Raw genomic sequence first — 23,692 nt, 5'->3', positions numbered from 1 at the left:
CACGGCGAAGTACAGAGCACACTTGACTTTGGAGTGCTGACCCGGGATTACAGTTGCTCCTCGGGCCTGCTCCTCGAGATCGGGTCGCCGGGTTCGAACTGGACCATTGCTTGGAGAAGCTCATGGCAACCAAACGAAAAGTCGAGGTGTTCAGCGCGGGATGCTCCATCTGTCAAGCGACGATCGATCTTGTAAACCGACTCGCCTGCGATGCGTGCGAAGTCTCCATTCTCGACATGAACGATATCAATGTCGCGAAGCGCGCGCGCGATCTGGGCGTTCGCACGGTGCCTGCCGTGGCGATAAATGGTCAATTGGCGTCATGCTGCACCGGCGCGGGTGTGGACGAGCAAGCGCTGCGCGCCGCAGGTCTGGGACAGCCGTAGAGCCGACAACGACCGGTGGGCGAGGCCTTGGCTTCTCGCCGATGCCTCGGATGAGGCCTCGAACCTATTGACCCTGGTCCCTACTCCAAGCTTTACGCTTGTGGACGCGGTCAGAGGACGGCCATGTACACGATAGGCAAGGCGGCCATGCTCGCCGGGGTGACTCCCGATACGCTGCGCTATTACGAAAAGGAGCGGCTGATTACGCCCGCGTCCAAGACCGCATCCGGCTATCGGCTGTATGACGATGGGGCACTGCAGCGCATTCGGTTCATAAAGACCGCTCAGCACTGCGGTTTTTCGATCTCCGAAATCCAGGAGTTGCTGAAGTTGAAGCGCTCCGACGCTGCTTGTTGTGAAGACGTCCGGGCCATCGCAATCGAGAAGCGCTTGCGGATCGAATCCAAGCTCCGAGCGTTGCAAGCGATGTCGGCTGCACTCTCCGATCTTATTGAACATTGCGAAGGCGGGAGGGCACACATCGACGACTGCGCTATCCTGGCTGCCCTAGAAAACGGTATCCGAGAGGCGGGCGGTGAGCGTTAAGATCGAGGTGATCGCCGTGCCGGGCTGCAACAAGCCGCGCAGGGCGGAACTGCGAGCGGCCGCAGTATCGATGCTGGGCGAGGCTCATGTAGTTTGGCGAGAGGTGAACGTGCTCGAGCTCGACGCTCTCGACTTTGCGGTTTCTCTCAGAGTGCTGAGCATGCCGGCATTCGCCGTGAACGGCGAATTGAAATTTTCGTCGCTGCCCTCGCCAGAGCAGTTCCGGGCCGTGCTGAGCGATCTGGACTTAGCTGATGGATGCTGAGGCGCTGCGCCAGGCAGTCGCCGGCCATGGGTGCGGCCCTGGGCACAGGTACGGCTGGTTCTTGACGCTCCTCGCTCCCATACCTGCATGACGCGTCTTCGCTGTGCGCACCTGCTAGGCAGCCGATGGCTGGAGCGGTTCTCCGGGGAAGGACAAGATGAACGTCGTACGGCCCGCGTCACACTCGATCCATACCCGGCCTCCGTGCAGACACATGATCGACTTCACGATGGCAAGCCCTAGCCCAGAACCGGCCGTCGATCCGGTACGCGAATCGCTGATCCGGTAGAACCGCTCGAATATTTTGCCCCTCTCTTGCTCCGGGATTTCCCGGCCTGGATTGGATACCCTGACCTCGGTCGCCCCATCTGCGGACCTCCGGTCGGTCAATTCGATGGTGCCGGATTGGGGCGTGGCGCGGATAGCGTTCGCCACCAGATTGGAGACGGCCCGTGTCAACAGTGACGGATCGGCATAAACCTCCAGAGACCCCCGAGTGGCTATTGATACCCCGCGCTCGTGCGCGAGCGGCTCGAAGTAGTCGCCGATGCGCGCGAACTCGGCCGCGATTCGCAACCGTTCGGGGCGCAGGGACAGCTGGGCATTGTCCGCGCGCGCAAGAAAGAGCATCCCTTCGATCATCCGCGAGAGCCGCCCCAGTTCTTCGGTGCTTGATTCGATAATGCTGCGGTACTCGTCTGCACTACGTTGCCGGGATAGCGCGACTTGCGCCTCGCCAAGGAGGTTGCCGAGCGGAGTCCTCAGATCATGTGCAATGTCGGAACTGAACTGCGAAAGACGATTGATTGAATCCGCGAGCCGATCGAGCATGGCGTTGTAGGCGGTCGCGAGCGGTATGAGCTCGCCCGGCAGACCCGCGAGATCGATGCGCTCGTCGAGCCGGCTTGCCGAGGTACGCCCAGCTACCCGAGCAAACGCCTGCAGGGGGTTCAATCCGTGCTTGGCGGCCCACAGGCCCAATGCGCCGGCGACGATGGTACCCACGAGAATGCCTGTCACGATGCTGGCGCGGTAGGCGGCCAGTAGCCTCACCTCCTGTGAAACATCCAGGATCAGTGCAATGAGCACTCGGCTTTTCGCCGATGCTCCGACGCGTCCCCACGCGCTCACGGCTCTGAAGCGGCGCCCGTCTTCCACGGTCCACTCGAACACGGGCGCTTGTTCGCCTTCAACGCTTGGCGAGTCGATCAAGCGCTCCGGTAGCTCAGCGGCCGAACTTGTGAGCAGGACCCGGCGAGCCTCGTTCAGAATCACCAGGTGAAGACCCTGGTGGCCGACGACGATTTCGAGCCAGCCTTGGGGATTGCGCTCGATCAGCTCCGCGGAGTCCGAATCCGTCAGCTTGTGGCGAACGAGCTCGACCTTGCCGTTGAGGTCCTGCAGGTCGCGCGAGGCGAGCTGCTGGGTCAGGGCATGGTGCAGAAACAGTCCCATTGCCGACAAGATCACGAAACTGACGGCCGCAAACAGCAGGCTGAGCCGCCCGGTCAGAGACGCGGAAAAGCGTCGTAGCCCGCTCACGTGCGCGCCTAATCGCGAACTTCCAGGACGTATCCCATGCCACGTATCGTATGAATGAGCTTCCGCTCGAAAGGATCGTCGACTTTGGCGCGCAATCTTCGAATGGCAACATCCACCACGTTCGTATCACTGTCGAAGTTCATGTCCCAGACTTGCTCGGCGATGTAGGTGCGGGAAAGTACTTCTCCCGGTCGGCGCAGCAACAACGACAGCAGCGCGAACTCCTTGGGCGTCAGGTCGATCCTCTTTTCGCCTCGTGTCACTCTGCGCCTCACCACGTCGACGTTCAGGTCGTCTGCCTGCAGAACCTCCGGCTCGCGTGCCGGGCCGCGCCGCAATACGGTGCGAAGGCGTGCCAGGAGTTCGGAGAACGCGAACGGCTTGACGAGATAATCGTCGGCGCCGAGCTCAAGGCCTTTGACGCGATCCGCAACGGCGTCACGCGCCGAGGCCCGCTCGTGCCTGTGATGTACCAGTCGGAGTTGTGGTTTTCATAAATGGCATTCGCAATGCGCGATTCGATTTCCACGCCCACGATGAAGGCATGGAGAAATTCGGCACCGCTGATTTTGCGCCGTTCCGACAGCGCGAAAAGCGCCGAAGCGACCGGCACGCTGGGATGCAGCAGTGTGCGCAAATGCGTGTCGTCGAAATCGAAGACGTGCGAGCTGATGCCGTTCACCAGCGCGGCGTGCATGAGATCGAGCCGTTCGCGGCGGCCGAGCACGGTGGCCTGCGGCATCGCCCGATGCGCATCGAGCGCCGCAAGTGCGTGATTCACGGCATCCTGCCGCGACCCGCCCACGGCGCAACCCAGCCAGTTCACTATCGAGCGCACCCCCTCGCGCCGCGCCCCGTCCGGGATATCGGCAATCCGGGATGCGACGATGTAGCGCGCAAAGCGACGCGTGATTTCGGGGGTCGGGCGTGGGCCGGAAGTACCGTTCACGGCTTCTATACGTAATCCTTGTACTTTTCGAGCAAGCGCACCGGCTTGGACAGCGCGTCGCGGCGGAATGGATCGCCGAGCTCGCGCGTGACCATCACTTCCAGCACGGTCGTGCGGCCTTCGCTCTGCGCATCGCACGCTGCGCGCAGGGCGGGACCTGCGTCCGACAATTCGTCGACGACGAGCCCGTCGGCGCCCATCGATTTCGCGATCGCCGAAAAGCTCGGGTTTTCGAGATTGGTGCCCACGAAACGGCGGCTGTAGAAGTCGACCTGGTTCTTCTTTTCCGCGCCCCACTGCCGGTTGTTGAATACGACTGCAGTGACGGGGATCTTCTCGCGCACGCAGGTGAGAATCTCGCCGAAGCTCATGCCCCAGGCGCCGTCACCCACATAGGCGACCGCAGGCCGGTCGGGCGCGGCCACTTTCGCGCCGACGATCGTCGGGAAGGCGTAGCCGCAGTTGCCGAAGCTCATCGCCGCAAAGAAGCTCCTCGGCTTCTCGAAGCGCAGATAGCTGTTGGAGACCGAACAGATGTTGCCGATGTCGGTCGATACCATCGCACCGGCCGGCATCGCGCCCTCGAGCTCGCGCAGGGCCTGGCGCGGATGCATTTCCTTCGCGCCCTTGATGACATCGAGGCTGTAGGGATCGCGCTCGTGCGTCCAGGCGCCGAGCTCCGCTTCCCAGGCTGCCTTCTCTTGGCGAATCTCTGCAAGCCGCGCCTCGCGTGTCGCCGCGCCGGCTATCGTGCGTTGCCGGAGACGTTCGACGAGCGCCTCTGCCGCGGCCTTGGCATCTCCGCAGATGCCTACCGAAATCTTCTTCACCAGTCCGAGCATCTCCGGATCGGCATCGACCTGAATGATTTTTGCGGCTTTGGGCCAATAGTCGAGGCCGTGCTGCGGCAGCGTGCCGAACGGCCCGAGGCGGCTCCCGAGTGCCAGCACCACGTCGGCTTTCGAGATGAGCTTCATGCCGGCCTTGGAACCCTGGTAGCCGAGCGGCCCGCACCAGAGTGAATGGCTCGCCGGGAACGAGTCGTTGTGGAGGTAGCTGTCGACCACCGGCGCGCTCAGGAGCTCGGCCAGCGTCACGCAAGCTTCAACGCCGTCCGACATCACCACGCCGCCGCCCGAGAGAATGACGGGAAACTTCGCCGAAGCGAGAAGGTCGGCCGCCTCGTTCAAGGCCTGTTCGCCGCCCGCCCCGCGCTCGATGCGTATCGGTTGCGGAATCTCGTGGTCGTGCTCCCCGTAGAAGTAGTCACGTGGAATGTTGAGCTGGGCGGGCCCCATCTTGAGCATGGCACGATCGAAGCAGCGTCCGGTGATCTCGGCCATGCGCTTCGGGTTGTTGACGTGTCCCTGGAACCTGGTGATCCTGGAGAAAATCGGCAACTGATCGGTTTCCTGGAACCCGCCGAGACCCATGCCCATGCTGCCCGACTCGGGGGTGATCACCACCACGGGCGTATGCGCCCAGTAGGCGGCTGCCACCGCGGTCACGAAATTGGTGATGCCCGGCCCGTTCTGCGCGATGCACACGCCGTGACGGCCGCTCACCCTCGAGTAGCCGTCGGCCATGTGCCCCGCCCCCTGCTCGTGCGCCACGGGGACATAGCGGATGCCCGCTGCGGGAAAAAGATCCATGGCATCCATGCAGGCCGACCCCACGATACCGAACACGTCCGTCACGCCGTTGGCGACCAGTGTTTCGACGAACGCCTCGGAGTGCGTCATGCGCGTGACGCCGGAAGCGATGGTGCGTTGGAGACTGCGTTCGGGTTTTCCCATATCAAGCTCCTTTTGCGTGATTTGCGCTCGAGCTCCATACCCGGCCCGAAACGCGCATGGAACACTACCGCCAACGCCGAAACGTTGCAATCAATTATCACGTGACAAAGGAGTTAGTCTCATATTACGATAATTCGCATGCCACATCGGATCATCAATAGCGCCGGTGTTTCTCCGAATCGCGTCCGACCCGAATCGGTCGTACGGCGCGCGATAGCGGTGCTCGAAGCCGTCGCGCGCGCCGGTGACGGTGTTTCGCTGTCCACTATCGCCTCGAATGCGAGCGTCCCGAAGCCCACGGCCTACCGTCTGCTGCGCGAGCTCGCGGAAGCGGGTTTCGTGCGGCGGGAGGCGGCAGCGCAGGGCTTCAGCACGGGTCCACGGCTCGAGCAGCTCGCGCTGGCCCTCATGCAGAACGGCCACTCGCGCACGACACGCCACGCCATCCTCAGCCGGCTGGTCGAGGAGCTGGGCGAGACTTGCAACATCACCGTGCTCGACGGAAGCCAGGTCCTGTACGTCGACCGTGTGGAGAGCAATTCGCCGCTGCGCGCGCACCTGCAGCCGGGCTCGCGCGTGCCGCTCTACTGCACCGCGAGCGGAAAGCTTTTCCTGGCGCGGCTGACCAGGGCCCGTCGCGACCGCCTGCTGGCGCAGATCGGAATCGTGCGTATCACTGCGCGCACGATCGTCGATCGCAGCGCCCTCGAGCTCGAGCTCGCGCACATTCGAAAGGGCGGTTACGCCATCGACGATGAGGAGTATGTAGCAGGTCTGTTATGCGTGGCTGTGCCGGTCATCGACCGGCGAGGCAGGACGGTCGCCGCGGTCGCGGTGCAGGCGCCGGTGACACGGTTGCCTCGCGAGCGCGTGGCACACGTGCTGCCTGCGCTGCAGCGCGCGGCGCAAGAGCTTGCGGTCACTTATAGCGAGAAGAGCGACAACACGGCGAAGCGCAACGGCCGCGCGCGCCGCGCTGCGTGATCTCCCTACAGCCGTTGCGCTCGCGGCCAAAAAGGAGGAACGAATGAAGTGGAAAGCTGCAGTACTGACGCTATGCCTCGCAGGCGCAGGCGCTTCGGCACCCGCTGTCCATGCTCAGGACAAATATCCCTCGCGTCCCATCCGCATCCTGATTCCGTTCCCGCCAGGCGGCGCGGCGGACACGATCGGCCGCAGCGTGGGCGAGCAACTCGCGACGCAGCTCGGGCAGCCGGTCGTCATCGACAATCGGCCGGGCGTCGCGGGCCGGCTCGCGACCGAAATGCTCGCGCGCGCCGAGCCCGACGGGCACACGCTGCTCGTCGGCGGCGTCGGCCCCATGTCGATCAGTCCCGCGGTTTACAAAAAGTTGCCCTATGATACGCAGCGCGATTTCCTGCCGATCACCCTCGCCGCTGAAATCATCAACGTCATGGTGATCAATCCTTCGAGCGGTGTGAAAACCGTGAGCGAGTTCGTCGACTGGCGGAAGAAGCGCCCCGGCGACGTCCGCTACGGCAGCTCGGGTCCCGGCCAGCTCGATCATCTGGCGGGCGAATTCTTCCAGCGCCTGGCGAATGTGACGATGACTCACGTGCCGTACAAGGGCGGCGGCCCCGCGCTCATCGATCTCGTGTCGGGCGATCTGCAGGTGATGTTCTCGACCTATGTCGTGGCGGTGCCGCACATCAAGTCCGGCCGGCTGCGGGCATTGGCCGTTACCACGCCCAAGCGCCAGCCGCTGCTGCCCGATCTGCCGTCCGTCTCCGAAACCGTGCCGGGCTTCGGCGTGAGCAACTGGAACGGCATATTCGCGCCGGCGAAAATACCCGCCGCCGTGGCGGACCGGCTGTTCGCTGAACTGAACAAGGCGTCTCTTGCGCCGGAAGTCAAAAGACGCCAGAACAACGCGGGCATCGAACCCGGCGGCAGCGCCTCGCGCGCGGAGTTCGCCCGGTTCCTGCGCGACGACACGGCGCGCTGGGCGAAGATCGTCAAGGACGCGCGGATCAACATCGAGTAGGCCCGCTGCCGTGCGCCGTACCGGCGCCCGTCGCTTCAATTGGAAGGATAGAGTTCATGGCGTTTCACCGATTCGAGGATTTCAAGAGCAATTTCCTGACGCCGCACCTGTCGACGGGACAGGCGCCGGTGATCGAGGGCCGATACATGTATTTCTGCCTGCTGCACAAGAAAGCCGGCACGGGCTCCGAGCTGCACTACCATCCGAACGAGCTGCTGATTTTTCCGGTCAGCGGAAAGATCAATGCGATCGTCGGCAAGGATCGCCGCATCATAGAGCCCGGTACGTTCGTGCATGCGCCCGCGTATGCGCGGCATTCCATGCGTGCCACGGAGGACGGGGATTGCCGATACCTGTATATCAAGGACAAGACCTGGACCGTGGTCGGTCTCGCGGAAGACGAGGCGGTGCCCGACCAGGCGATGACGGTGGACGAGGTCAACCGCAAATACAGCGTCGGCGACCGCGACAGGCACCAGAAAGCGCCGGGCACCTCGCAGGCCATCGTCGACGGCCTGCCCGTCTGCTTCTATCCGCTCATGAGCACGCTCGATGCGCCGCCGATGTCGGGCCGCCACGTGACATCGATCGAGGGTGAGAGGCTCGCGTTCGACCTGTTCGAGGTGCCGGCGGGCAGGGACGAGCCGCGGGCCGGCGCCGCGCACGAGATGTTTTTTTATGTCCTGAGCGGCGAGCTCGATGCGCAGTGCGCGCGGGAACGCAAATCGCTGCGGTCGGGCGACATCATGCACGTCTCGCGGGGGGAGGCCTACGGGCTCGAGGTCAAGTCGCCGTTTGCACGCTATACGGTCGTGCGCTCCCTGCCTTATCTCGAGCAGCGCATCGATAACATGACGCCCGAGGAGGCCGAGCAGGCGCGGGTCAACGTGAAAGCCAACTGAAGCGGACGTCCATCACGACGAGGCGAGGCCGTACGCGGTGGTTACAAATAGTCGATTTTCTTCCAGTCCGTAAGCGGCACCACGTTCTTGCTCATGCCGGGCCGGCGGTCGGCGCAGATCTGCCCTTCCTTCATGACCACCGCAATGAGCTTCTTCTCCTGCAGCACCCGAATGTCGGCGAGCGGGTCGCCATCCACCGCGACGATGTCGGCGAGCTTGCCCGCTTCGAGCGTGCCCAGGTGGGCGTCGATCTTGAGCGCCTGCGCCGCGTTTCTGGTCGAGGTCATGAGCGCATCCATCGGTTTCATGCCGAGTGCGACATAAACCTCGAGCTCCCACGAATTGGTGCCGAAATGCGGCTCGAAGCCCATGTCGGTCCCCATCGCGATCTTGATGCCGGCCTTGTACATCTTGCGGAACGTCTCGTAGCAGTGGGGCTGCAGGCGTTTCAGCTTGTTCAGCACGAATTCCGCCGTGCCGAGCTCGCGTCTTAGCTGGATCGCGTGATCGGTGCGATGGGCAAGCGTCGGCGTGACCGGTATGCCGGCCTTCGCGATCATGTCTATGGTTTCGTCGTCGGAAAACACCATGTGCTCGATGGTGTCGGCGCCGGCCTTGATCGCCATGCGCTGCGCGCCGGTCGTGAAGCAGTGCACCGCGGCGCTCTTGTGATAGGCATGCGCCTCGTCGACGATCGCGTCGAGCTCGTCCTGCGTCATGTTGCGGATATCGGGCTCTTCCTTATCGGTTCCGCCGCCGCCCGAAGCGCAGGTCTTGATAACGTCGCACCCCCACAGCAGGTTGAGCCGCGCGAGCTTGCGCAGCTCGTAAGGGCCGTCCGCCGTGTTGAATCCCGAGCGCGGCATCGCCCGCGGCTGGATGAGATCGAGATGCGAGCCGGTGATCGTCGTGAAGCCGCCGATCAGCATGCGCGGCCCTTCGAGGATGCCGGCTTCGATCGAATCGCGGACCGCGCACAGCTCCTTGGTGAAGAGCCCATGGCTCGAATTCATGCCCAGGTCGCGCAGGGTCGTGAATCCCATCTCGAGGCAGTTCTGCGCGTGGAAGAGCGCGTACATCTGCTGCAGCTCGGGCGTCACCTCCCATTGCGCAACGCGATGGTTGTGAAACGTCATGCAGTTGAACATCGCCGTATGAATGTGGCAGTCCATCATGCCGGGCATGAGCGTATAGGCCGACAGATCGAGCGTTTCGACGCCAGGCTCGATCTCGAGCCGGCCCTGCACACCGACCGCCGTGATGCGCGGCCCCTGCAGCAGCAGAATGGGCTTGTCGACCACGGGCCCGCCGTTGCCGTCGATCAGCCTGCCGCCCAGCACCGCAACGCGCTTTCCGGTGGCCGGCTTCGCGGGCCATGCGGCCTCGGGCGTCCACCATGGCTCATTAATCGTCATCGGTTCTCCTGCGGTGATAGCGAACGGGCGTATGGACGGCGGCGTTCGTGCCGTGTCTGTTGTATTTTCCTGCGGTTTGTCTATTGTATGCGGTCGCCCGCCGAGGCGGGCGACAGGAGCGGCAAATGACGAACACACCCGGAGTTGCGTCGCGCGTGCCGGTTTCCCTGATCACCGGGTTTCTCGGCAGCGGCAAGACGACGCTGCTCAACCATCTCCTGCAGGACCCCGGCCTCGCCCACAGCCTCGTGATCATCAACGAATTCGGCGAGGTGGGGATCGATCATCTGCTCGTAGCGACGCCGAGCGAAAACATGCGGCTGCTCGCGAACGGCTGCCTGTGCTGCGCGGTACGCGGCGATCTGGTGGACACGCTGGCCGATGCATACCGCAAACGCGAGGCGGGCGTGATACCGACGTTCGATCGCGTGCTGGTCGAGACTACGGGGCTCGCCGATCCCGTTCCCATCATCCAGACGCTGGTGACGGACGAGGAAGTTGCGCCCTGGTTTCGTCTGGACACGGTGATTGCAGTCGTGGACGCGGTGCACGCGCAGAGCCAGCTCGATAACCACTCCGAGGCGGTGAAGCAGATTGCAGTCGCGGACCTGCTGCTGCTGAGCAAGACGGATCTCGCCGATCCCACCGGCGCGCTGCGGCTCACGGACCGCCTCGCGCAGATCAATCGTGCGGTCGAGATCGTTCCGGTACTGCGCGGCGCCATCGACCCGCGGCTGTTGTTCGGACGCTCGGCGCTGACGCCGCGCGCGCAATCGCGTGATGTCGAGCGCTGGCTGGGCAGCGGACACGCCGCGGTCGCCGGCGGCTGCATGCTCGAGTCGCACGAGCACTGCGATCATGACCGCGCCCGCGCGCGGCACGACGACCGCGTGCAGACTTTTACCCTGTTCCATGACGCGCCCGCCTCGGCGCAGGCGCTTGCAACGTGGCTTATGCTGCTCGCGAATTTTCGCGGCATCAACCTGTTGCGCGTCAAGGGATTGATCAACGTCGAGGGACGCCCGGTCGTGGTGCAGGCCGTGCAGACGGTCATACACGAGCCGGTCGAGCTGGAGCACTGGCCGAGCGCGGAGCGCAGGTCCCAAGTGGTGTTCATCGTGCGCGATGCGGACCGCGCGCAGTTCGAGCGGTCGCTCGATGCGCTTTCGATCGGCGCGGAAAGCGGCGGAGGGAAATTGCTGGATCCTGCGGCCTACGCGAGGTTCCTCGAAGTGGCGAAGACGCTGAGATGAAGAGGTGACGGGAATGGCAGGCGAGCAGGCAAATAATGCGGTGTCCGAAGCCGCGGTCGTTACCGGGGCGAGCGCGGGGATAGGCGCCGCGGTCGCCAGGTCATTGCTCGATCGCGGACTGACGGTAGTGACGCTGCAGCGCTCCGCGCCGAAATTCTCACACCCGAATCTGCATTTCCGCGCGGTCGATCTCGCGAATCCCGCGGCAACCCGGGAGGCCGCGCAGCAGGTGGCAGCCGACTTCCCGGTCCGTTACCTTGTCAACAATGCGGGCGCCAACCGCCCCGCGCTGCTCGAGCGGGCCACGATAGACGATCTCCAGCATGTAACCGCGATCACGCTCGGCGCGAGCATGCTGCTCATGCAGGCGTTCGTGCCGGGCATGCGTCTGGCCAGGTTCGGCCGCATCGTGAGCATCTCGTCGCGCGCGATCATGGGCAAGAGCTCGCGCACCGTTTACGCAAGCGCGAAGGCGGGGCTCATCGGCATGACGCGTACCGTCGCGGTCGAAGTCGGCGGCGATGGCATCACCGTCAACGCCGTCGTGCCGGGCCCGGTCGCACCGAGCTGTTCGACAACGGCCACCCGGTGGGCAGCGTCAAGCGTCAGACCGTCATCGATGGCGTGCTCGTCAAACGGGTGGGCACGCCCGCCGACATCGCGCGTGCAGTGCTGTTTCTTCTCGATCGCGATGCGGGCTTCATTACCGGCCAGGCGCTTTTCGTCTGCGGGGGAACGAGCGTCACGGGCACCGGCGGTGCGTGATCTGCTGTCAGGGCCGGCCGCTGGCGTTGACGCAGGCGGGGGGGACGATAACAATGTCCGAGAGGAGGACCTCATGACATTTCTGATTCGTGGCAACGACAAGCCATTGGGATTCGAGATTCTCGGCGTCGATCTCTCGCAGGAGCTCGATCGCGAGACGGTTACGAGAATCGAGCAGGCGATAGTCGAGCACTCGGTCGTCGTGATCCGGGACCAGAAGCTCACGCCCGCTCAGCACGTCGCGTTCAGCCGGCGCCTCGGCGAGCCGGCCATACACACCAATAAGAACTACCTCCTCGCCGAGCACCCTGAGATCTACATCGTTTCGAACATCGTCGAGAATGGGCGCAACATCGGCGTCGCGGACGCGGGGCCGACATGGCATTCGGATTTTTCCTACCTCGCCGCACCGGCCAAGTACTCGCTGCTATATGCGATCGAGGTGCCGGTGATCGACGGCGTGGCGCGCGGCGATACGTCTTTCGCCAGCACCTTCGCTGCATACGACGCGCTTCCCGAAAACCGCAAGCACGAGCTGGCCGGCCTCAGGATTGTCTATGGCTACGGCGGCCAGTACGAGAAACGCCGGCAGTCGGGCTCGAAGCTCGTCCCGCTTATGGAGGAGGAGAAGACGCCGGATGTCGCGCATCCGGTCATCCGCACGCATCCGATAAGCGGGCGCAAATCCATCTTCGTGAGCGACGGTACGTCCGTCGGCGTGCAGGGCATGTCAGAGGACGAGGGGAGGCAGCTCGTGCGCGAGCTGGTCGAGCATTGCACACAGCCGGAGTTCGTCTACCGCCACCAATGGCGCGCAGGGGACCTGGTCATCTGGGACAACTGCTCGTCGCTGCACCGCGCCAACAGCAAGGATTACGAGCTGCCTTACCGGCGGCGCATGCATCGAACGACCTTGGCCGGAAGCGTGCCGTCCTGATGAATTTCATGTCGTCGAGGGCGGTGTATGCAGTTGCCGGCGCGGGCCTGATTGCGGCGAGTACGCTCGCGCTCGCGCAAAAGCCGTCGCAGGAGGCTCCCTACCCATCGAAGTCGATACGAATGATCGTGCCTTTTGCCCCGGGCGGCGGCACCGACATCATCGGGCGCCTGGTTGCTCAGGAGCTCATTGCAGCGTGGGGACAACCCGTGATCGTCGACAATCGCGGCGGCAGCGGCGGCACCATCGGTACGAACCTTGCGGCGAAGTCGACCCCTGACGGCTATACGATGGTGCTGTGCAGTCTCGGCTTGACCTACGCCACTGCGCTGTACCGCGACCTCCCTTACGATGCGCGCAAGGATCTCACCCCGATTTCACGCGTCGCGTCGCAGCCTTTCGTTTACGTCGTAACTCCGTCCATAGGGGTGAGCTCGATGAAAGAGCTGATCGCACTTGCCAGGTCCAGGCCCGGCGAGCTTCGATACGGCTCGGGCGGCGCCGGAGGCGCATCGCACCTCGGCACCGAGCTGCTGCGCACGATGACCGGCATCGATATGGTGCATGTTCCGTACAAAGGCACGGCTCCTGCGTTGACGGCGATGCTGGCTGGCGAGATCCACGTGCAGTTGATCGGCATTGCGACCGTCCTGCCACATATCAAAGCCGGCCGCATGCGCGCGCTGGCGGTAAGTGGCGCCCGGCGTTCCGCCGTGGCTCCCGAATTGCCCACCGTTGCCGAAAGCGGTGTCGCGAGTTATGAGTTCGATGTCTGGTATGGCATGCTGTTCCCGGCCGGAACGCCGCACCCGATCGTAGACAAAGTCAATGCAGAAATAAACCGGGCGCTCAAATCCTTGGCGCTTGGGCAGCGCTTTGCCGCACTAGGCCTCGAACCCGCGGGCAATACACGTGAAGAGTTCGCCAAATTGATACGCAGCGAAATCGCGAAGTGGCATAAGGTCGTGCAGGCCGCGAAAATTCGCATTCAATAACTGCGCAGCGAGTGGTTCGAGCCCCGCTCTGCTCTCAACCTAGCTCGAACCCAGGCATCTGCGGATTAACAATCGCCGAGTCGAACTGCAGAATGATCAATCGAGGCCGCAATGGGAGTCACAGACGAACCGGGTCCGCTGCTGGAAGTGAGAGGCGTGACGCTGCAGTACAAGACCCGTGATCATCTGATCACTGCCACGTATCGCGTCGACTTCGATGTTTACAAGTCGGACCGTTTCGTGATCCTCGGCCCTTCAGGCTGCGGCAAGTCGACGCTGCTCAAGGCCGCGGGTGGCTACATGCGCCCGGTTGAAGGCTCGATGCGGTTGAACGGTCAGACAATTACCCGACCCGGCGCCGACCGCGTCATGGTGTTCCAGGAGTTCGACCAGCTCCTGCCGTGGAAGACCGTGAAGGAAAACGTCATGTTCGCGCTCACCGCGAGCGGCAGGCTTCACGGACGCGAGGCCGCGGGGAGGGCCATGCACTACATCGACAAAGTGAAGCTCGGCAAGTTCGCCGGCGCGTATCCGCACACGCTTTCGGGCGGCATGAAGCAGCGCGTGGCGATCGCGCGCGGCATGGCGATGGAGCCGGACATCCTGCTCATGGACGAGCCCTTTGCCGCGCTCGACGCGCTGACGCGCCGCAAGATGCAGGAAGAGCTCCTCCAGCTGTGGGACGAGACGCGCTTCACCGTTCTCTTCGTGACGCACTCGATACCGGAAGCGGTGCTCGTTGCCAATCGCATCCTGCTCATGACGCCGCATCCGGGGCGCGTGAAGGCGGAGTTGAACAGCGACGGGACCGACGGCGCGCGTGCCGGTCATGGGAGGCTGTCCGAATACATCCACGAGCTGCTGTTCGCAGACGGGATCGAAGACGAGGAGGGCGGCCATGGCGAATGAAGTCGCGATCGAGAGGCCCGAGTTCGTGCGGGACGTGCAAGCCGCGGGTTTCGGCGTGGTCGAGAAGCCGCTGGGCGCGTGGGAGCGTATCTACAGCCAGGGCGCGATCCGCAAAGCGGTGTTGCTCTTTCTTCTGGCAGCGCTCTGGGAAGTCTACGCACGCATTCTCGACAATCCCCTGCTCTTCCCGACATTCAGCGACACCGTCACCGCTTTTTACGAAGGCATGGTGAAAGGGCAGCTGCTCGATCGGGCATGGTTCTCGATCAGGCTTCTGCTTCAGGGCTATGTCGCGGGCCTGTTGCTTGCGGGTCTGCTGACCGCTTTTGCAATCACGTCGCGGCTCGGCAACGATTTCCTGGAGACGCTCACGTCGATGTTCAATCCGCTGCCGGCGATCGCGCTGCTGCCGCTCGCGCTGATCTGGTTCGGACTGGGCGCCGGGAGCTTGATCTTCGTGCTGATCCATTCCGTGCTGTGGCCGGTGGCATTGAACACCCACTCGGGTTTCCTGTCGGTCTCGCAGACGATGCGGATGGTCGGCCGCAATTACGGCCTCTCGGGCCCGCGCTACGTATTGAAGATTCTGATCCCTGCCGCGTTCCCTTCGATCCTCACCGGGATGAAAATCGGCTGGGCGTTCGCGTGGCGCACGCTCATCGCCGCGGAGCTCGTATTCGGCGTCTCTTCGGGCTCCGGCGGCCTCGGCTGGTTCATCTACGAGAACAAGAACCAGCTCGACATTCCGAACGTCTTCGCCGGCCTGTTTACGGTGATCCTGATCGGCCTTGCGGTGGAGAACATCATCTTCCGCAGCGTGGAAGTCAGGACGCTGCGGAAGTGGGGCATGCAGGCGTAAAGACTAACTACCCGGGAGCTGGTGCACCTCCGGAAAGAACAGGTCTTTCCACGACGCCGCTTTCGGCTTGATCGTGCCGACCTTGTTCATGAACTCGGCGGTCCTGAGCGTGCCTTCGGGCGTCATCGTGATCTTGATCTCCGGGTCGTTCAGCATTTTCTCGATCGCTGCGGCGCCGCTCTTGTCCCTGGACTCTTTCACGTAGAGCTCGGCGGCCGCGCGCTTGTTCGCGTTGATCCAGTCGGTCGCTTCCTGGTACGCATTGAAGAACGCCTGATACGTCCTCGGATTTTCCTGGCGGAATTTGCCGGTCGCCCACGCGACAAGAAAAGTCGCCGGACCGGTGATGTCGTATGAGTTTAGTACGAGCCGCACACCCGGTTTCTGCAGCGCCTGATACTGGAAAGGCGGCGATGAGAAATACGCGGTGATCTCCTGCCCGGATAGAAACGCCGCGAGACCGTCAGGGTGCGACAGGTTGCGATACAGGGTGCTGAACTTGTTGTAATTCGCGTCGCCGAATTCTTTTGCGGCCGCCATCTGCAGCACAATCGTCTGTATCGAAGTCCCGGCGCCGGCCATCGAGATGCGGTCTTTCTCGGTTAAGTCGCGGATCGATTTTACGTTCGGGTTGTTCGTCACGAGATACATCGGCATCGAAGAGAGCGCCGCGACGGCCTTCACGTTGAGGTTGCCCTGTGTGCGTGCCCACAGAATGAGAAACGGGGCGACGCCGCCGGAAGCGACGTGCAGACTGCCGGACAGCAGCGCGTCGTTCATCGGCTGACCCGACGCGAGCTGCGACCAGATGACCTTGGTGTCGGCGAGCCCGACTGACTTGAGGTGTTTTTCGACGAGCTGGTTCTGTTTCATGATCGCGAGCGGCAGGTAACCGATGCCATATTGCAGCGCGATGCGGAATTCGCTCACCTCGGATTGTGCGGCACGGGCTGCGCCGGTGACGCTCAGGGCAAGCGCGGCGACCACCATCGTTACCAAGCTTCTTCTGTGCATACTTCCTCCTCGTCTGGTTGTTTGCTACGGCCTCACACCGCTCTTGTACTTCGGTCCCAACGTCGTCGCAAGCTTACCGCGAGCGGCTTCGAGAAAGGCGCACAGGTAGGCACGCGTGTCGCACGGGTCGATCACGTCTTCCACCGCAAATGCCTCGGCCGTGAGAAGAGGCGAGGCGTAGCGGCGAAGCTCCTCTTCGATTTGCGCCTGCCGCTGCTTTGGATCGTCCGCCGCTTCGATGTCGCGCCGGTACGCCGCTGCGACGCCGCCTTCGATCGGCAGCGAGCCCCATTCGGCTGACGGCCATGCGAGCTTCAAGTCGAGACCGTTCTTGTCCGTGGTGCCCATGCCGGCCATGCCGTAGCACTTGCGCACGACCACGGTCATCACCGGCACGCTCACCTGCAGCCCCGCGTGGACCGTGCGCATGCCCTCGCGCAGGGTTGCGGCAGCTTCAGCCGCCGTGCCGACCATGAATCCGGGCACATCCACGAAATAAAGAAGCGGGATATGGAACATGTCGCAGAGGTCGATAAAGTGTGTCTGCTTCTTCGCCGCTTTCGCGTCCATTGCACCGCCCAGCACCATCGGATTGTTCGCGATGACGCCGACGACCTGTCCCTGCATCCGCGCGAGGCAGGTGATCACCGATTTGCCATAGGTCGGCTGGATTTCGAAGGTCGAGTCGCGGTCGACGACGAGCGACACAAGCCTGCGCATGTTGTACGGCTGGCGGCGATCGCGCGGGACGATCGAGAGCAAACTTTCCTCGCGCCGGTCGGCGGGATCCGAGCATGCGATCTGCGGCGGAAGCTCCCACACGTTCTGCGGCATGTACGAGAGAAAGCGCCGGATTGCTTCGAAGCACGCGCGCTCATCGGCTGCCGCGTTGTCCACGGTACCCGCGACATCGACGGCGACATGCGCGCCCCCGAGTGTCTCCTTGTCGACTTTCTCGCCCAGCGAGCGCTCGACCACCGGCGGACCCGCGGCGAAAATCTGGCTCGTGCCTTTCACCATGATCGACCAGTGCGAAAGAATGGCGCGCCCCGCGGGACCGCCCGCCGCGGTACCCATGACTGCGCACACGACGGGCACGATCCCCAGCAGCTCGACGGCGCGTTCGAAGCCGTGGATGCCAGGGAAGACGGAATAGCCGCGCTTTTTCGCCGATGTCACGCTACCGCCGGCCCCATCGATCAGATTGACGAGCGGAATGCGATAGTGAAATGCGAGGTCTTCGACGAAGCCGCCCTGGCCGCCTTTGCGCCGCTGGCTGCCCCAGCTCGTGCCGCCGCGGATGGTGAAGTCTTCGCCGCCGACGGCAATCGGCCGGCCGTCGAGCTTGCCCAGTCCCATGACGTACGGGGCGGGCACCACTTTCCCGAGCTTACCGTCGGCGTCGTAGGTTGCGGTGCCGGTGAGCTTGCCGACTTCCTGGAAAGAACCGGGATCCAGCAGCGCGCCGATGCGCTCGCGCACCGTGAGCCGCCCCTGCTCGTGATGACGTTTGACCGAGTCCTCGCCGCCGAGCGCCTCGGCGTCGGCGCGGCGCTTGCGAAGCTCGTCCAGCTCGGGCTTCCAGCTCATCGCTGCCTCACCATGAAGTCGGCCACGTCGCCATGAGGTGTTTGCCGATCCCGCGGGTATGCCGCAGCTGATGGATGTCGAGCATGCGGATCAGGTAATCGCGGGTCTGCTCCGGCCGGATCACGTCCTGCACGGCGTAAATCGAAGCGATGTCGTAAACCGAGTTGTCTTTCTCCATCAGCGCTTTCTGCTCTTCGAATCCCGGCTCACCCGGCTTCAGGCCGCTCACGACGGTCACCGCGTAGGCCGGATCCATGAAGCTGATCTCTGCTGTGGGCCACGCGAGAAATTCATCGGAGTTCCGGCCGCCGCCCATGTTGATATAAGCCTGGCCATAGGTCTTGCGCACGAGCACCGTCAACTTCGGCACGGTCACCAGCGCGAGCGCGTTCATGAAGTTCATGATCTTGCCGGGCGCGCGCTTGCGTTCGGCTTCGACGCCGATCGCGAATCCGGGCGTATCGACGAACATGAGGATCGGAATGTTGTACGAGTCGCACAGCACGATGAAGCTCACGATCTTGTCGCAGGCGTCGGCGTCGAGCGCACCGCCCTTGTAAAGCGGATTGTTTGCAACCAGTCCGACCGTTTTTCCGTCCAGCCGCGCGAGCGCAGTGGCGGCAGCTTTGCCGAAACGCGCTTTGAGCTCGAAATAGCTCCCTTTGTCGACGAGCGACTTCAGGAGCTTGCGCATGTCGTATACCTGCGTGCGCGATTCGGGCAGGATCCTGAGGACATCGCGTGCAGCCTCTGCCGACCCCGCGGGCACCGCTGCAAACGGCGGGGTTTCGCTGCTGTTCTGCGGGAGGTACGAAAGAAACGTCTTGATCGCGTCGAGCGCTTGTTCGTCCGTGTCGACGATCTGGTCGGCGAAACCTGTGATGTCGGCGTGTATGCGCCAGCCGCCGAGCTCTTCCGCCTCGATGCTGTCATTCATCGCAAGCGAGGCAAGGAGCGAGCTCGATACGGCAATGATCGCCCCTTTGCGCATGACGTTGAAGTCGGCGAGCACGCAATACCATGTCGACGATCCGTAGCAGAGTCCCAGGGCTGCAGATACCCAGGGACTCTCGCGGGAGCGCAAGTATTGCTGCGGGTCCTGCGCGAGGAGACTCCCCATGCCGCGCGCGCCCATGTTGTCCGGGAGCCGCGCGCCCGACGATTCACCCAGGAACACGAGCGGCATGCCGCGCGACACCGCCGCGCGCTTCATGTGTCCGATTTTCTTCATGTTGGTCGCGCTGGACGACGCGCCCATGACGGTGAAGTCATTCGCGACCACTGCAGCCGTGCGACCTCTGATGTCGCCGTAACCGGTGATCTTGCCGTCCGCGGGCGAGCGGCCGGCGTCTTGCGGATAAGCAGAGGTCGCGAGCAGACCCGATTCGATGAACGTGCCGGGGTCGAACAGATAAGCGATGCGCTCGCGTGCGTTGGGCGCACCCGTCGCGCGGCGCTTCGCGAGGCGCTCGGGTCCGCCCATTTCGAGCGCCTGCTCGCGGCGCCGCTCCAGATCGTTCAGAAGGTCGTCGGGCGGCATTCAGGAAACCTCGAACAGATAGTACCCGAGATGAGCTCGTCCACGGCGGCTCTCAGAAAGACGCCGTTCCGCGCATCGCATAATTGCCCGCTTCGCTCGCGGTCCACACGTCCGCTTGCGAAGACGCGGCATCGAAAATGCCGTTCACCGTAAAAGGCGAGCCGGCGAACAGGGGGCTCTGAGCGCGGTATTCGAACTTTCTGAGGGGACGCTCGCAGTTCGTGCGGCACAGGTCGAGCAGCAGCGTCGCCTGGAGCGGACCGTGCACGACGAGGCCCGGATAGTGCTCTTCGTTAATGGCGTAATCCCTGTCGTAATGAATACGGTGCCCGTTGAACGTGAGCGCGGAATAACGGAAGAGCATGACGGAGTCAGGCATGACGCTGCGGCTCCACTGTGCACCCGTGAGCGCCTGCTTCCCCGGCGCGACGGGATCGCCTTTCTTCGCCGCCTCGCGATACACGATGTCCTGCTCTTCAACGATCGCGGTTTCGCCGCCGGCTTTGACCGTCTGGCGAACCGTGACGAAAACCAGACTGCCGGTGCGGCCCGATTTGGGCTCGACCGAAAGGATCTCCGATTCGCGCGCGACGTTCTGGCCGATGACGAGCGGACGCACGAACTCGATGCGTCCGCCCGCCCACATGCGGCGCGGCAGCGGCACGGGTGGCAGAAAACCGCCTTTCCTGGGATGCCCATCAGGGCCCACTTGCGAGGGTGGCTTCGCCTCCAGAAAAAATATCCAGTGCCAGCCCGGTGGGACCGGCTTGCCCTCTGCGGCCTCGACGGTAGGGTCGTCCACGGTGGCGGAGAGCGCTGTGATGGGCCACGGCGTCACGATGTCCGTCCGCACTTCCTTCCGACCCACCCATTCGCGCAACTGATCGAGATCGTCTGCCATGGGATTTCCTATGTGTTTGCGATGCCGGCGGCGCTCATGTCCTGCCGACTGATGCCGAGCCATTCGTTCAGCACTTCGGCCGTGTGCTGCCCGAGCTGCGGCGGCGATTGGATATCGATGTGCGTCTTCGACATGCACCACGGCGGCCCGACGACACGGATTTTGCCCGAGCCGGGATGCTCGAGCTCGCGCACGAGACCGCGATGCGCGACCTGCGGATCCTCGAGTGCCTGCGCGTAATCGTTCACGGGGGCGAAGGGCAGGCGATACTCGCTAAGCCGCGCGGCCCAATACGCAGAGTCATGCTCCGCAAAACGGGCTGCAACCAGGTTGTTCATCTGCTGCCGGTTCTGCACGCGGACTGCCATCGTTGCAAAGCGTGGATCGTCGACCCACGCCTCTTTGCCGAGGGCCTGGCAAAAAGGCTTCCACTGGTCCTGGTCGTGGACCATCACGGCGATGTAAACGTCGTCGGCGGTGCGATAGGTGTTCGCCGGAACGCGCAGGGGGTTTTCATTACCCAGCCGCGGCGGCGCGATGCCGGCCTGCAGCGTCTCGCCCATGCGTGTCCCGACAGAGGCGAGGAGCGCGTCCTGCATGCTGAGATCGATGTACTGTCCTCCGCCGTCGTCTGTCACGAGCCGTAGCGCGTTGACGATCGCGTAAGCCGAGAACATGCCGGCGATCACGTCAGCGAGCGGCGCGCCGACCATTGTCGGCTGGCCGTCGGGGAAACCGGTCACGCTCATGACCCCGCTCACCGCCTGGATGATCGGGTCCAGCGCGAGGCGGCTGCGATAGGGTCCCGTCTGGCCGAACCCGGAGAGCGAGCAGTAGACGAGCTTCGGATTGATCTGACTCGCGGCGTCCCAGCCTACGCCGAGGCGGTCGACCGTGCCGGGCGAGAAATTCTCGACCACGACGTCGGCGCGCTCGATCAGCCGGAGCGCGACGGCACGATGCTTCTCATGCTTCAGATCGAGCGCGACGCTCTTCTTGGAGCGGTTGAGCGCGTTGAAGTAATCCTGGTGACCTTCGCGGCCCTTGTAAGGCACCGTGCGGCGCAGGTCATCGCCGTGTCCGGCGCGCTCGATCTTCACGACCTCGGCGCCCATGTCCGCGAGCATCATCGTGCAGTAGGGTCCGGCCACCACCTGCGTGAAGTCGATGACACGCACGCCGGCGAGCGGCAGCCTGTCGGCAGTCTCACCCATGCTCAGCCGTTTGCGGATTCGAGTGTGACGAGGCCGCTCGCGGTGCCCGCGATCACTTTCTCGGCCTTCTGGTTCTCGATCCACACCTCGCAATGCACCCGCAGCTTTCCTGCCTCAGCCTCGGTTTTCGTGACCACCCCGCGCGCGACGCAGAAATCGGTCACGAACACGGGCTTCCTGAACGTGATGTCGTACTTGCCGCCCACGATCCAGCCCTTGCCGAAGCAAAGCCTGAGCTGCCTGAACGTGAGCGCGGCGACCTGCGGTCCGATCGCAACCGGTGCGGGGAGGCCTTCTTTCGCTGCGGCCTCGTAATCGGTGTGTATGGTTTTCTCGCTTCCGCGTTTGAAGTCCTCGAGGCGGAATTTCTTCGAGACGGTCGGGAGCTCGTGGCCGGTCGTGACATCCGCCGCAATGACTGACATGGGTTCGCGCCTCCTAGATTTTTTCGGGTTTGATTCCGGAATCGATGCCAGCCCCCTCGCGCGGGGCCGACCGCTCGACGAAATCGAGGACGTGAGTGCGCTTCGTGCGGAAGACGAGGTTTCCTTCGGCGTCGCGCCCCTCGGCCTGGTAAACGACGAACTCGCGGTCCTTCTTCACATACTTGTCCGAAATCGATCCCGTGACCCTGATCGTCGTGTTCGGTTCGATCGCGCGCAACATCTCGTTTTCCCAGCCCACGAAGAGGCCGCGAACGTTGTAGGCGCGCGAGAATAGCCACCGCGGCGGGCGGTAGGTGATCGAAGGCGGCGCGACGCGCGTGTCGCCGTCGGCCTGTGGAAAGTACATCGGGTCGAAATCCTGGTCGAGCTGGCACTGCAGATCGATGAGCTCATCGGTGATCTGCCATTCCATCTCGCCGAGAGACTGGCCGATCTCGATGTCCTCGAATGCGGCCCGTCGGCCCTGGCTGTCTTCCAATACGCGCGTTTTTGGTGTGCTCATGAACCGCCTGGGTAGGTGTTTGACGAACGGAGGTGGAGACTCTAGCATATCATTCGAATGATATGCATACCGGGCGAATGAGCAGCCTTCCTCTGTACCGTGAAGTCAAGGAGAAGCTGATCCTGGCGCTCGCGTCGGGCGAGTGGCAGCCGGGCGCCAAGATCCCGGTCGAGCGTGATCTCGCGCAGCGCCACGCCGTCGGCATCTCTACGGTACGCGCGGCAGTGAGCGAGCTCGAAGCAGCAGGGATCCTCTCGAGGCGGCAGGGCAAAGGTACTTTCGTCTCGGAGCACGCGAGCCACGGCCGCCTCTATCGCTTCTTCAATCTCGTCAATGACGACGGCACGCGCGAGACGCCGCTGCGCGATTTCGTTTCGCTCCAGCGCGCGCGCGCCACGCCGGTCGAATCCGAATTCCTGCGTCTTTCCCGCTACGGCCGCACGACCGACGTATACCGGCTGCGTATCACGTTTTCGCTGCAGGGCAACGTGACCGGCGTCAGCGACGCGGTGGTGCCGGCAGGGCTCTTCCCACGGATGAGCCGATCGGGTGTCTGCGACGGCAGTCTGACGCTGTACGCGCTGTATCAGTCGAACTACAACGTGAACGTGACCTCGGTTTCCGCGGATTTGCGCGCGGAGCGCGCACCCGCGGACGTGGCGGAGCTCCTGGCGGTGAAGAATGCCTGCCCGGTGCTCCGCATAGAGCGCAAGGCGTACACCTACGGCGATGTTCCGGTGGAGCTCAGGATCTCATGGGTGAACACGGCGCATTGCAGCTTTCACGTCGACCAGGGATCGACGGTCTAGGCTATCAAGGGAGAACCCCCCGGCTCTATGCCGGGGGATATTTACGTGCGCCCAGCATGGGCGCACTCTTGTGGGTGCAAGTCCCACCGTAAGCTGATCACGGCGAACGAAGCGAAGCGCAACTGCATGAGGGTGACCGAGTGTGGGGAGGA

General features: G+C 63.5%; 25 protein-coding genes and 1 pseudogene. 13 read left to right on the top strand and 13 right to left on the bottom strand.

Annotated elements, in window-relative coordinates:
* Positions 1-122: 122 nt before the first annotated feature.
* The 3 genes from GEV05_20780 (at position 123) to GEV05_20770 (ending at position 1,197) form a co-directional block, all read left to right on the top strand.
* Positions 123-386 carry a hypothetical protein gene (locus GEV05_20780; GenBank protein ID MPZ45776.1) on the top strand — a complete coding sequence of 88 codons (264 nt, stop codon included), beginning with the start codon at positions 123-125 and terminating at the stop codon, positions 384-386.
* A 123-nt stretch (positions 387-509) separates the two neighbouring features.
* On the top strand, positions 510-932 hold the full coding sequence (locus GEV05_20775; protein MPZ45775.1) for a MerR family transcriptional regulator: 423 nt from the start codon (positions 510-512) through the stop codon (positions 930-932).
* Positions 922-1,197, top strand: a complete 276-nt coding sequence (locus GEV05_20770) for a glutaredoxin (protein MPZ45774.1) — start codon at positions 922-924, stop codon at positions 1,195-1,197. The genes GEV05_20775 and GEV05_20770 overlap by 11 nt, the downstream gene beginning before the upstream one ends.
* Before the next feature lie 114 nt (positions 1,198-1,311).
* Here GEV05_20770 and GEV05_20765 read toward each other — a convergent pair whose 3' ends face one another.
* From GEV05_20765 to xsc, 4 genes are read right to left on the bottom strand one after another with little or no spacing between them, the layout of a single operon-like run.
* Positions 1,312-2,835: a heavy metal sensor histidine kinase gene (locus tag GEV05_20765; protein MPZ45773.1), complete on the bottom strand. Its 1,524-nt coding sequence runs from the start codon at positions 2,833-2,835 to the stop codon at positions 1,312-1,314.
* Positions 2,748-3,215 (bottom strand): hypothetical protein, encoded by a 468-nt coding sequence (locus GEV05_20760; GenBank protein ID MPZ45772.1) that lies wholly within the window; start codon positions 3,213-3,215, stop codon positions 2,748-2,750. Before GEV05_20760 ends, GEV05_20765 begins: the two co-directional genes overlap by 88 nt.
* A complete protein-coding gene (locus GEV05_20755; GenBank protein MPZ45771.1) occupies positions 3,026-3,826 on the bottom strand; it encodes a hypothetical protein in 801 nt (266 codons plus the stop codon). The genes GEV05_20760 and GEV05_20755 overlap by 190 nt, the downstream gene beginning before the upstream one ends.
* Entirely contained in the window at positions 3,694-5,484 is a 1,791-nt protein-coding gene (xsc, locus tag GEV05_20750) for a sulfoacetaldehyde acetyltransferase (protein MPZ45770.1), read from the bottom strand. The genes GEV05_20755 and xsc overlap by 133 nt, the downstream gene beginning before the upstream one ends.
* A gap of 138 nt (positions 5,485-5,622) precedes the next feature.
* Here xsc and GEV05_20745 point away from each other — a divergent pair, with 138 nt between their 5' ends.
* Genes GEV05_20745 through GEV05_20735 form a run of 3 tightly spaced genes read left to right on the top strand, consistent with a single transcriptional unit; the run spans position 5,623 to position 8,391 of the window.
* Positions 5,623-6,468, top strand: a complete 846-nt coding sequence (locus tag GEV05_20745) for a helix-turn-helix domain-containing protein (GenBank protein MPZ45769.1) — start codon at positions 5,623-5,625, stop codon at positions 6,466-6,468.
* Between the two features lie 43 nt (positions 6,469-6,511).
* Positions 6,512-7,489 (top strand): tripartite tricarboxylate transporter substrate binding protein, encoded by a 978-nt coding sequence (locus GEV05_20740; GenBank protein ID MPZ45768.1) that lies wholly within the window; start codon positions 6,512-6,514, stop codon positions 7,487-7,489.
* Positions 7,490-7,545: 56 nt separating this feature from the next.
* Positions 7,546-8,391, top strand: coding sequence for a cupin domain-containing protein (locus GEV05_20735; GenBank protein ID MPZ45767.1), 846 nt, complete (start codon positions 7,546-7,548; stop codon positions 8,389-8,391).
* Positions 8,392-8,432: 41 nt separating this feature from the next.
* On the opposite strand, the gene GEV05_20730 is transcribed toward GEV05_20735, so the two are convergent.
* On the bottom strand, positions 8,433-9,806 hold the full coding sequence (locus GEV05_20730; protein MPZ45766.1) for an amidohydrolase family protein: 1,374 nt from the start codon (positions 9,804-9,806) through the stop codon (positions 8,433-8,435).
* 125 nt (positions 9,807-9,931) lie between these two features.
* On the opposite strand from GEV05_20730, the gene GEV05_20725 reads away from it, so the two are divergent.
* The 6 genes and pseudogenes from GEV05_20725 (at position 9,932) to GEV05_20700 (ending at position 15,524) form a co-directional block, all read left to right on the top strand.
* On the top strand, positions 9,932-11,059 hold the full coding sequence (locus GEV05_20725; protein ID MPZ45765.1) for a GTP-binding protein: 1,128 nt from the start codon (positions 9,932-9,934) through the stop codon (positions 11,057-11,059).
* A 13-nt stretch (positions 11,060-11,072) separates the two neighbouring features.
* Positions 11,073-11,824, top strand: a pseudogene (locus GEV05_20720) (SDR family oxidoreductase).
* Complete coding sequence (locus tag GEV05_20715; GenBank protein ID MPZ45764.1) at positions 11,751-12,761, top strand: TauD/TfdA family dioxygenase; 1,011 nt, start codon at positions 11,751-11,753, stop codon at positions 12,759-12,761. Before GEV05_20720 ends, GEV05_20715 begins: the two are co-directional and overlap by 74 nt.
* Positions 12,632-13,756 carry a tripartite tricarboxylate transporter substrate binding protein gene (locus GEV05_20710; protein MPZ45763.1) on the top strand — a complete coding sequence of 375 codons (1,125 nt, stop codon included), beginning with the start codon at positions 12,632-12,634 and terminating at the stop codon, positions 13,754-13,756. The genes GEV05_20715 and GEV05_20710 overlap by 130 nt, the downstream gene beginning before the upstream one ends.
* 111 nt (positions 13,757-13,867) lie before the next feature.
* A complete protein-coding gene (locus GEV05_20705; protein MPZ45762.1) occupies positions 13,868-14,665 on the top strand; it encodes an ATP-binding cassette domain-containing protein in 798 nt (265 codons plus the stop codon).
* A complete protein-coding gene (locus GEV05_20700; protein ID MPZ45761.1) occupies positions 14,655-15,524 on the top strand; it encodes an ABC transporter permease subunit in 870 nt (289 codons plus the stop codon). Before GEV05_20705 ends, GEV05_20700 begins: the two co-directional genes overlap by 11 nt.
* Before the next feature lie 3 nt (positions 15,525-15,527).
* Here GEV05_20700 and GEV05_20695 read toward each other — a convergent pair whose 3' ends face one another.
* Genes GEV05_20695 through GEV05_20665 form a run of 7 tightly spaced genes read right to left on the bottom strand, consistent with a single transcriptional unit; the run spans position 15,528 to position 22,731 of the window.
* Positions 15,528-16,538: an ABC transporter substrate-binding protein gene (locus GEV05_20695; protein MPZ45760.1), complete on the bottom strand. Its 1,011-nt coding sequence runs from the start codon at positions 16,536-16,538 to the stop codon at positions 15,528-15,530.
* A gap of 24 nt (positions 16,539-16,562) precedes the next feature.
* Entirely contained in the window at positions 16,563-18,128 is a 1,566-nt protein-coding gene (locus GEV05_20690; protein MPZ45759.1) for a propionyl-CoA carboxylase, read from the bottom strand.
* 7 nt (positions 18,129-18,135) lie between these two features.
* Positions 18,136-19,668, bottom strand: a complete 1,533-nt coding sequence (locus GEV05_20685; GenBank protein MPZ45758.1) for a methylmalonyl-CoA carboxyltransferase — start codon at positions 19,666-19,668, stop codon at positions 18,136-18,138.
* Between the two features lie 52 nt (positions 19,669-19,720).
* Positions 19,721-20,569, bottom strand: a complete 849-nt coding sequence (locus tag GEV05_20680; protein MPZ45757.1) for an acyl-CoA dehydrogenase — start codon at positions 20,567-20,569, stop codon at positions 19,721-19,723.
* An 8-nt stretch (positions 20,570-20,577) separates the two neighbouring features.
* Positions 20,578-21,783 (bottom strand): CoA transferase, encoded by a 1,206-nt coding sequence (locus GEV05_20675; protein ID MPZ45756.1) that lies wholly within the window; start codon positions 21,781-21,783, stop codon positions 20,578-20,580.
* Positions 21,784-21,785: 2 nt separating this feature from the next.
* Positions 21,786-22,208 carry a hypothetical protein gene (locus tag GEV05_20670; GenBank protein ID MPZ45755.1) on the bottom strand — a complete coding sequence of 141 codons (423 nt, stop codon included), beginning with the start codon at positions 22,206-22,208 and terminating at the stop codon, positions 21,786-21,788.
* A gap of 13 nt (positions 22,209-22,221) precedes the next feature.
* Positions 22,222-22,731 carry a hypothetical protein gene (locus GEV05_20665; protein ID MPZ45754.1) on the bottom strand — a complete coding sequence of 170 codons (510 nt, stop codon included), beginning with the start codon at positions 22,729-22,731 and terminating at the stop codon, positions 22,222-22,224.
* Between the two features lie 62 nt (positions 22,732-22,793).
* Between GEV05_20665 and GEV05_20660 the strand changes: the two genes are divergently transcribed.
* A complete protein-coding gene (locus GEV05_20660) occupies positions 22,794-23,540 on the top strand; it encodes a UTRA domain-containing protein (protein MPZ45753.1) in 747 nt (248 codons plus the stop codon).
* On the opposite strand, the gene GEV05_20655 is transcribed toward GEV05_20660, so the two are convergent.
* Positions 23,484-23,692 (bottom strand): hypothetical protein (locus tag GEV05_20655; GenBank protein ID MPZ45752.1); only part of this gene is annotated, 209 nt, incomplete at its 5' end. The genes GEV05_20660 and GEV05_20655 overlap by 57 nt on opposite strands.

The sequence above is a fragment of the Betaproteobacteria bacterium genome (genome assembly GCA_009377585.1).
In the GTDB taxonomy this organism is placed as follows: Bacteria; Pseudomonadota; Gammaproteobacteria; order Burkholderiales; family WYBJ01; genus WYBJ01.
This window is presented reverse-complemented; position numbering and strand designations above follow the sequence as displayed.

Bases quoted from the DNA above. Each gene is read 5' to 3' on its own strand.
- GEV05_20780 (MPZ45776.1), top strand. From the start codon at position 123: ATGGCAACCAAACGAAAAGTCGAGGTGTTCAGCGCGGGATGCTCCATC.
- GEV05_20775 (MPZ45775.1), top strand. From the start codon at position 510: ATGTACACGATAGGCAAGGCGGCCATGCTCGCCGGGGTGACTCCCGAT.
- xsc (MPZ45770.1), bottom strand. From the start codon at position 5,484: ATGGGAAAACCCGAACGCAGTCTCCAACGCACCATCGCTTCCGGCGTC.
- GEV05_20745 (MPZ45769.1), top strand. From the start codon at position 5,623: ATGCCACATCGGATCATCAATAGCGCCGGTGTTTCTCCGAATCGCGTC.
- GEV05_20740 (MPZ45768.1), top strand. From the start codon at position 6,512: ATGAAGTGGAAAGCTGCAGTACTGACGCTATGCCTCGCAGGCGCAGGC.
- GEV05_20735 (MPZ45767.1), top strand. From the start codon at position 7,546: ATGGCGTTTCACCGATTCGAGGATTTCAAGAGCAATTTCCTGACGCCG.
- GEV05_20730 (MPZ45766.1), bottom strand. From the start codon at position 9,806: ATGACGATTAATGAGCCATGGTGGACGCCCGAGGCCGCATGGCCCGCG.
- GEV05_20725 (MPZ45765.1), top strand. From the start codon at position 9,932: ATGACGAACACACCCGGAGTTGCGTCGCGCGTGCCGGTTTCCCTGATC.
- GEV05_20715 (MPZ45764.1), top strand. From the start codon at position 11,751: ATGCGGGCTTCATTACCGGCCAGGCGCTTTTCGTCTGCGGGGGAACGA.
- GEV05_20710 (MPZ45763.1), top strand. From the start codon at position 12,632: ATGGCGCGCAGGGGACCTGGTCATCTGGGACAACTGCTCGTCGCTGCA.
- GEV05_20705 (MPZ45762.1), top strand. From the start codon at position 13,868: ATGGGAGTCACAGACGAACCGGGTCCGCTGCTGGAAGTGAGAGGCGTG.
- GEV05_20700 (MPZ45761.1), top strand. From the start codon at position 14,655: ATGGCGAATGAAGTCGCGATCGAGAGGCCCGAGTTCGTGCGGGACGTG.
- GEV05_20695 (MPZ45760.1), bottom strand. From the start codon at position 16,538: ATGCACAGAAGAAGCTTGGTAACGATGGTGGTCGCCGCGCTTGCCCTG.
- GEV05_20690 (MPZ45759.1), bottom strand. From the start codon at position 18,128: ATGAGCTGGAAGCCCGAGCTGGACGAGCTTCGCAAGCGCCGCGCCGAC.
- GEV05_20685 (MPZ45758.1), bottom strand. From the start codon at position 19,668: ATGCCGCCCGACGACCTTCTGAACGATCTGGAGCGGCGCCGCGAGCAG.
- GEV05_20680 (MPZ45757.1), bottom strand. From the start codon at position 20,569: ATGGCAGACGATCTCGATCAGTTGCGCGAATGGGTGGGTCGGAAGGAA.
- GEV05_20675 (MPZ45756.1), bottom strand. From the start codon at position 21,783: ATGGGTGAGACTGCCGACAGGCTGCCGCTCGCCGGCGTGCGTGTCATC.
- GEV05_20670 (MPZ45755.1), bottom strand. From the start codon at position 22,208: ATGTCAGTCATTGCGGCGGATGTCACGACCGGCCACGAGCTCCCGACC.
- GEV05_20665 (MPZ45754.1), bottom strand. From the start codon at position 22,731: ATGAGCACACCAAAAACGCGCGTATTGGAAGACAGCCAGGGCCGACGG.
- GEV05_20660 (MPZ45753.1), top strand. From the start codon at position 22,794: ATGCATACCGGGCGAATGAGCAGCCTTCCTCTGTACCGTGAAGTCAAG.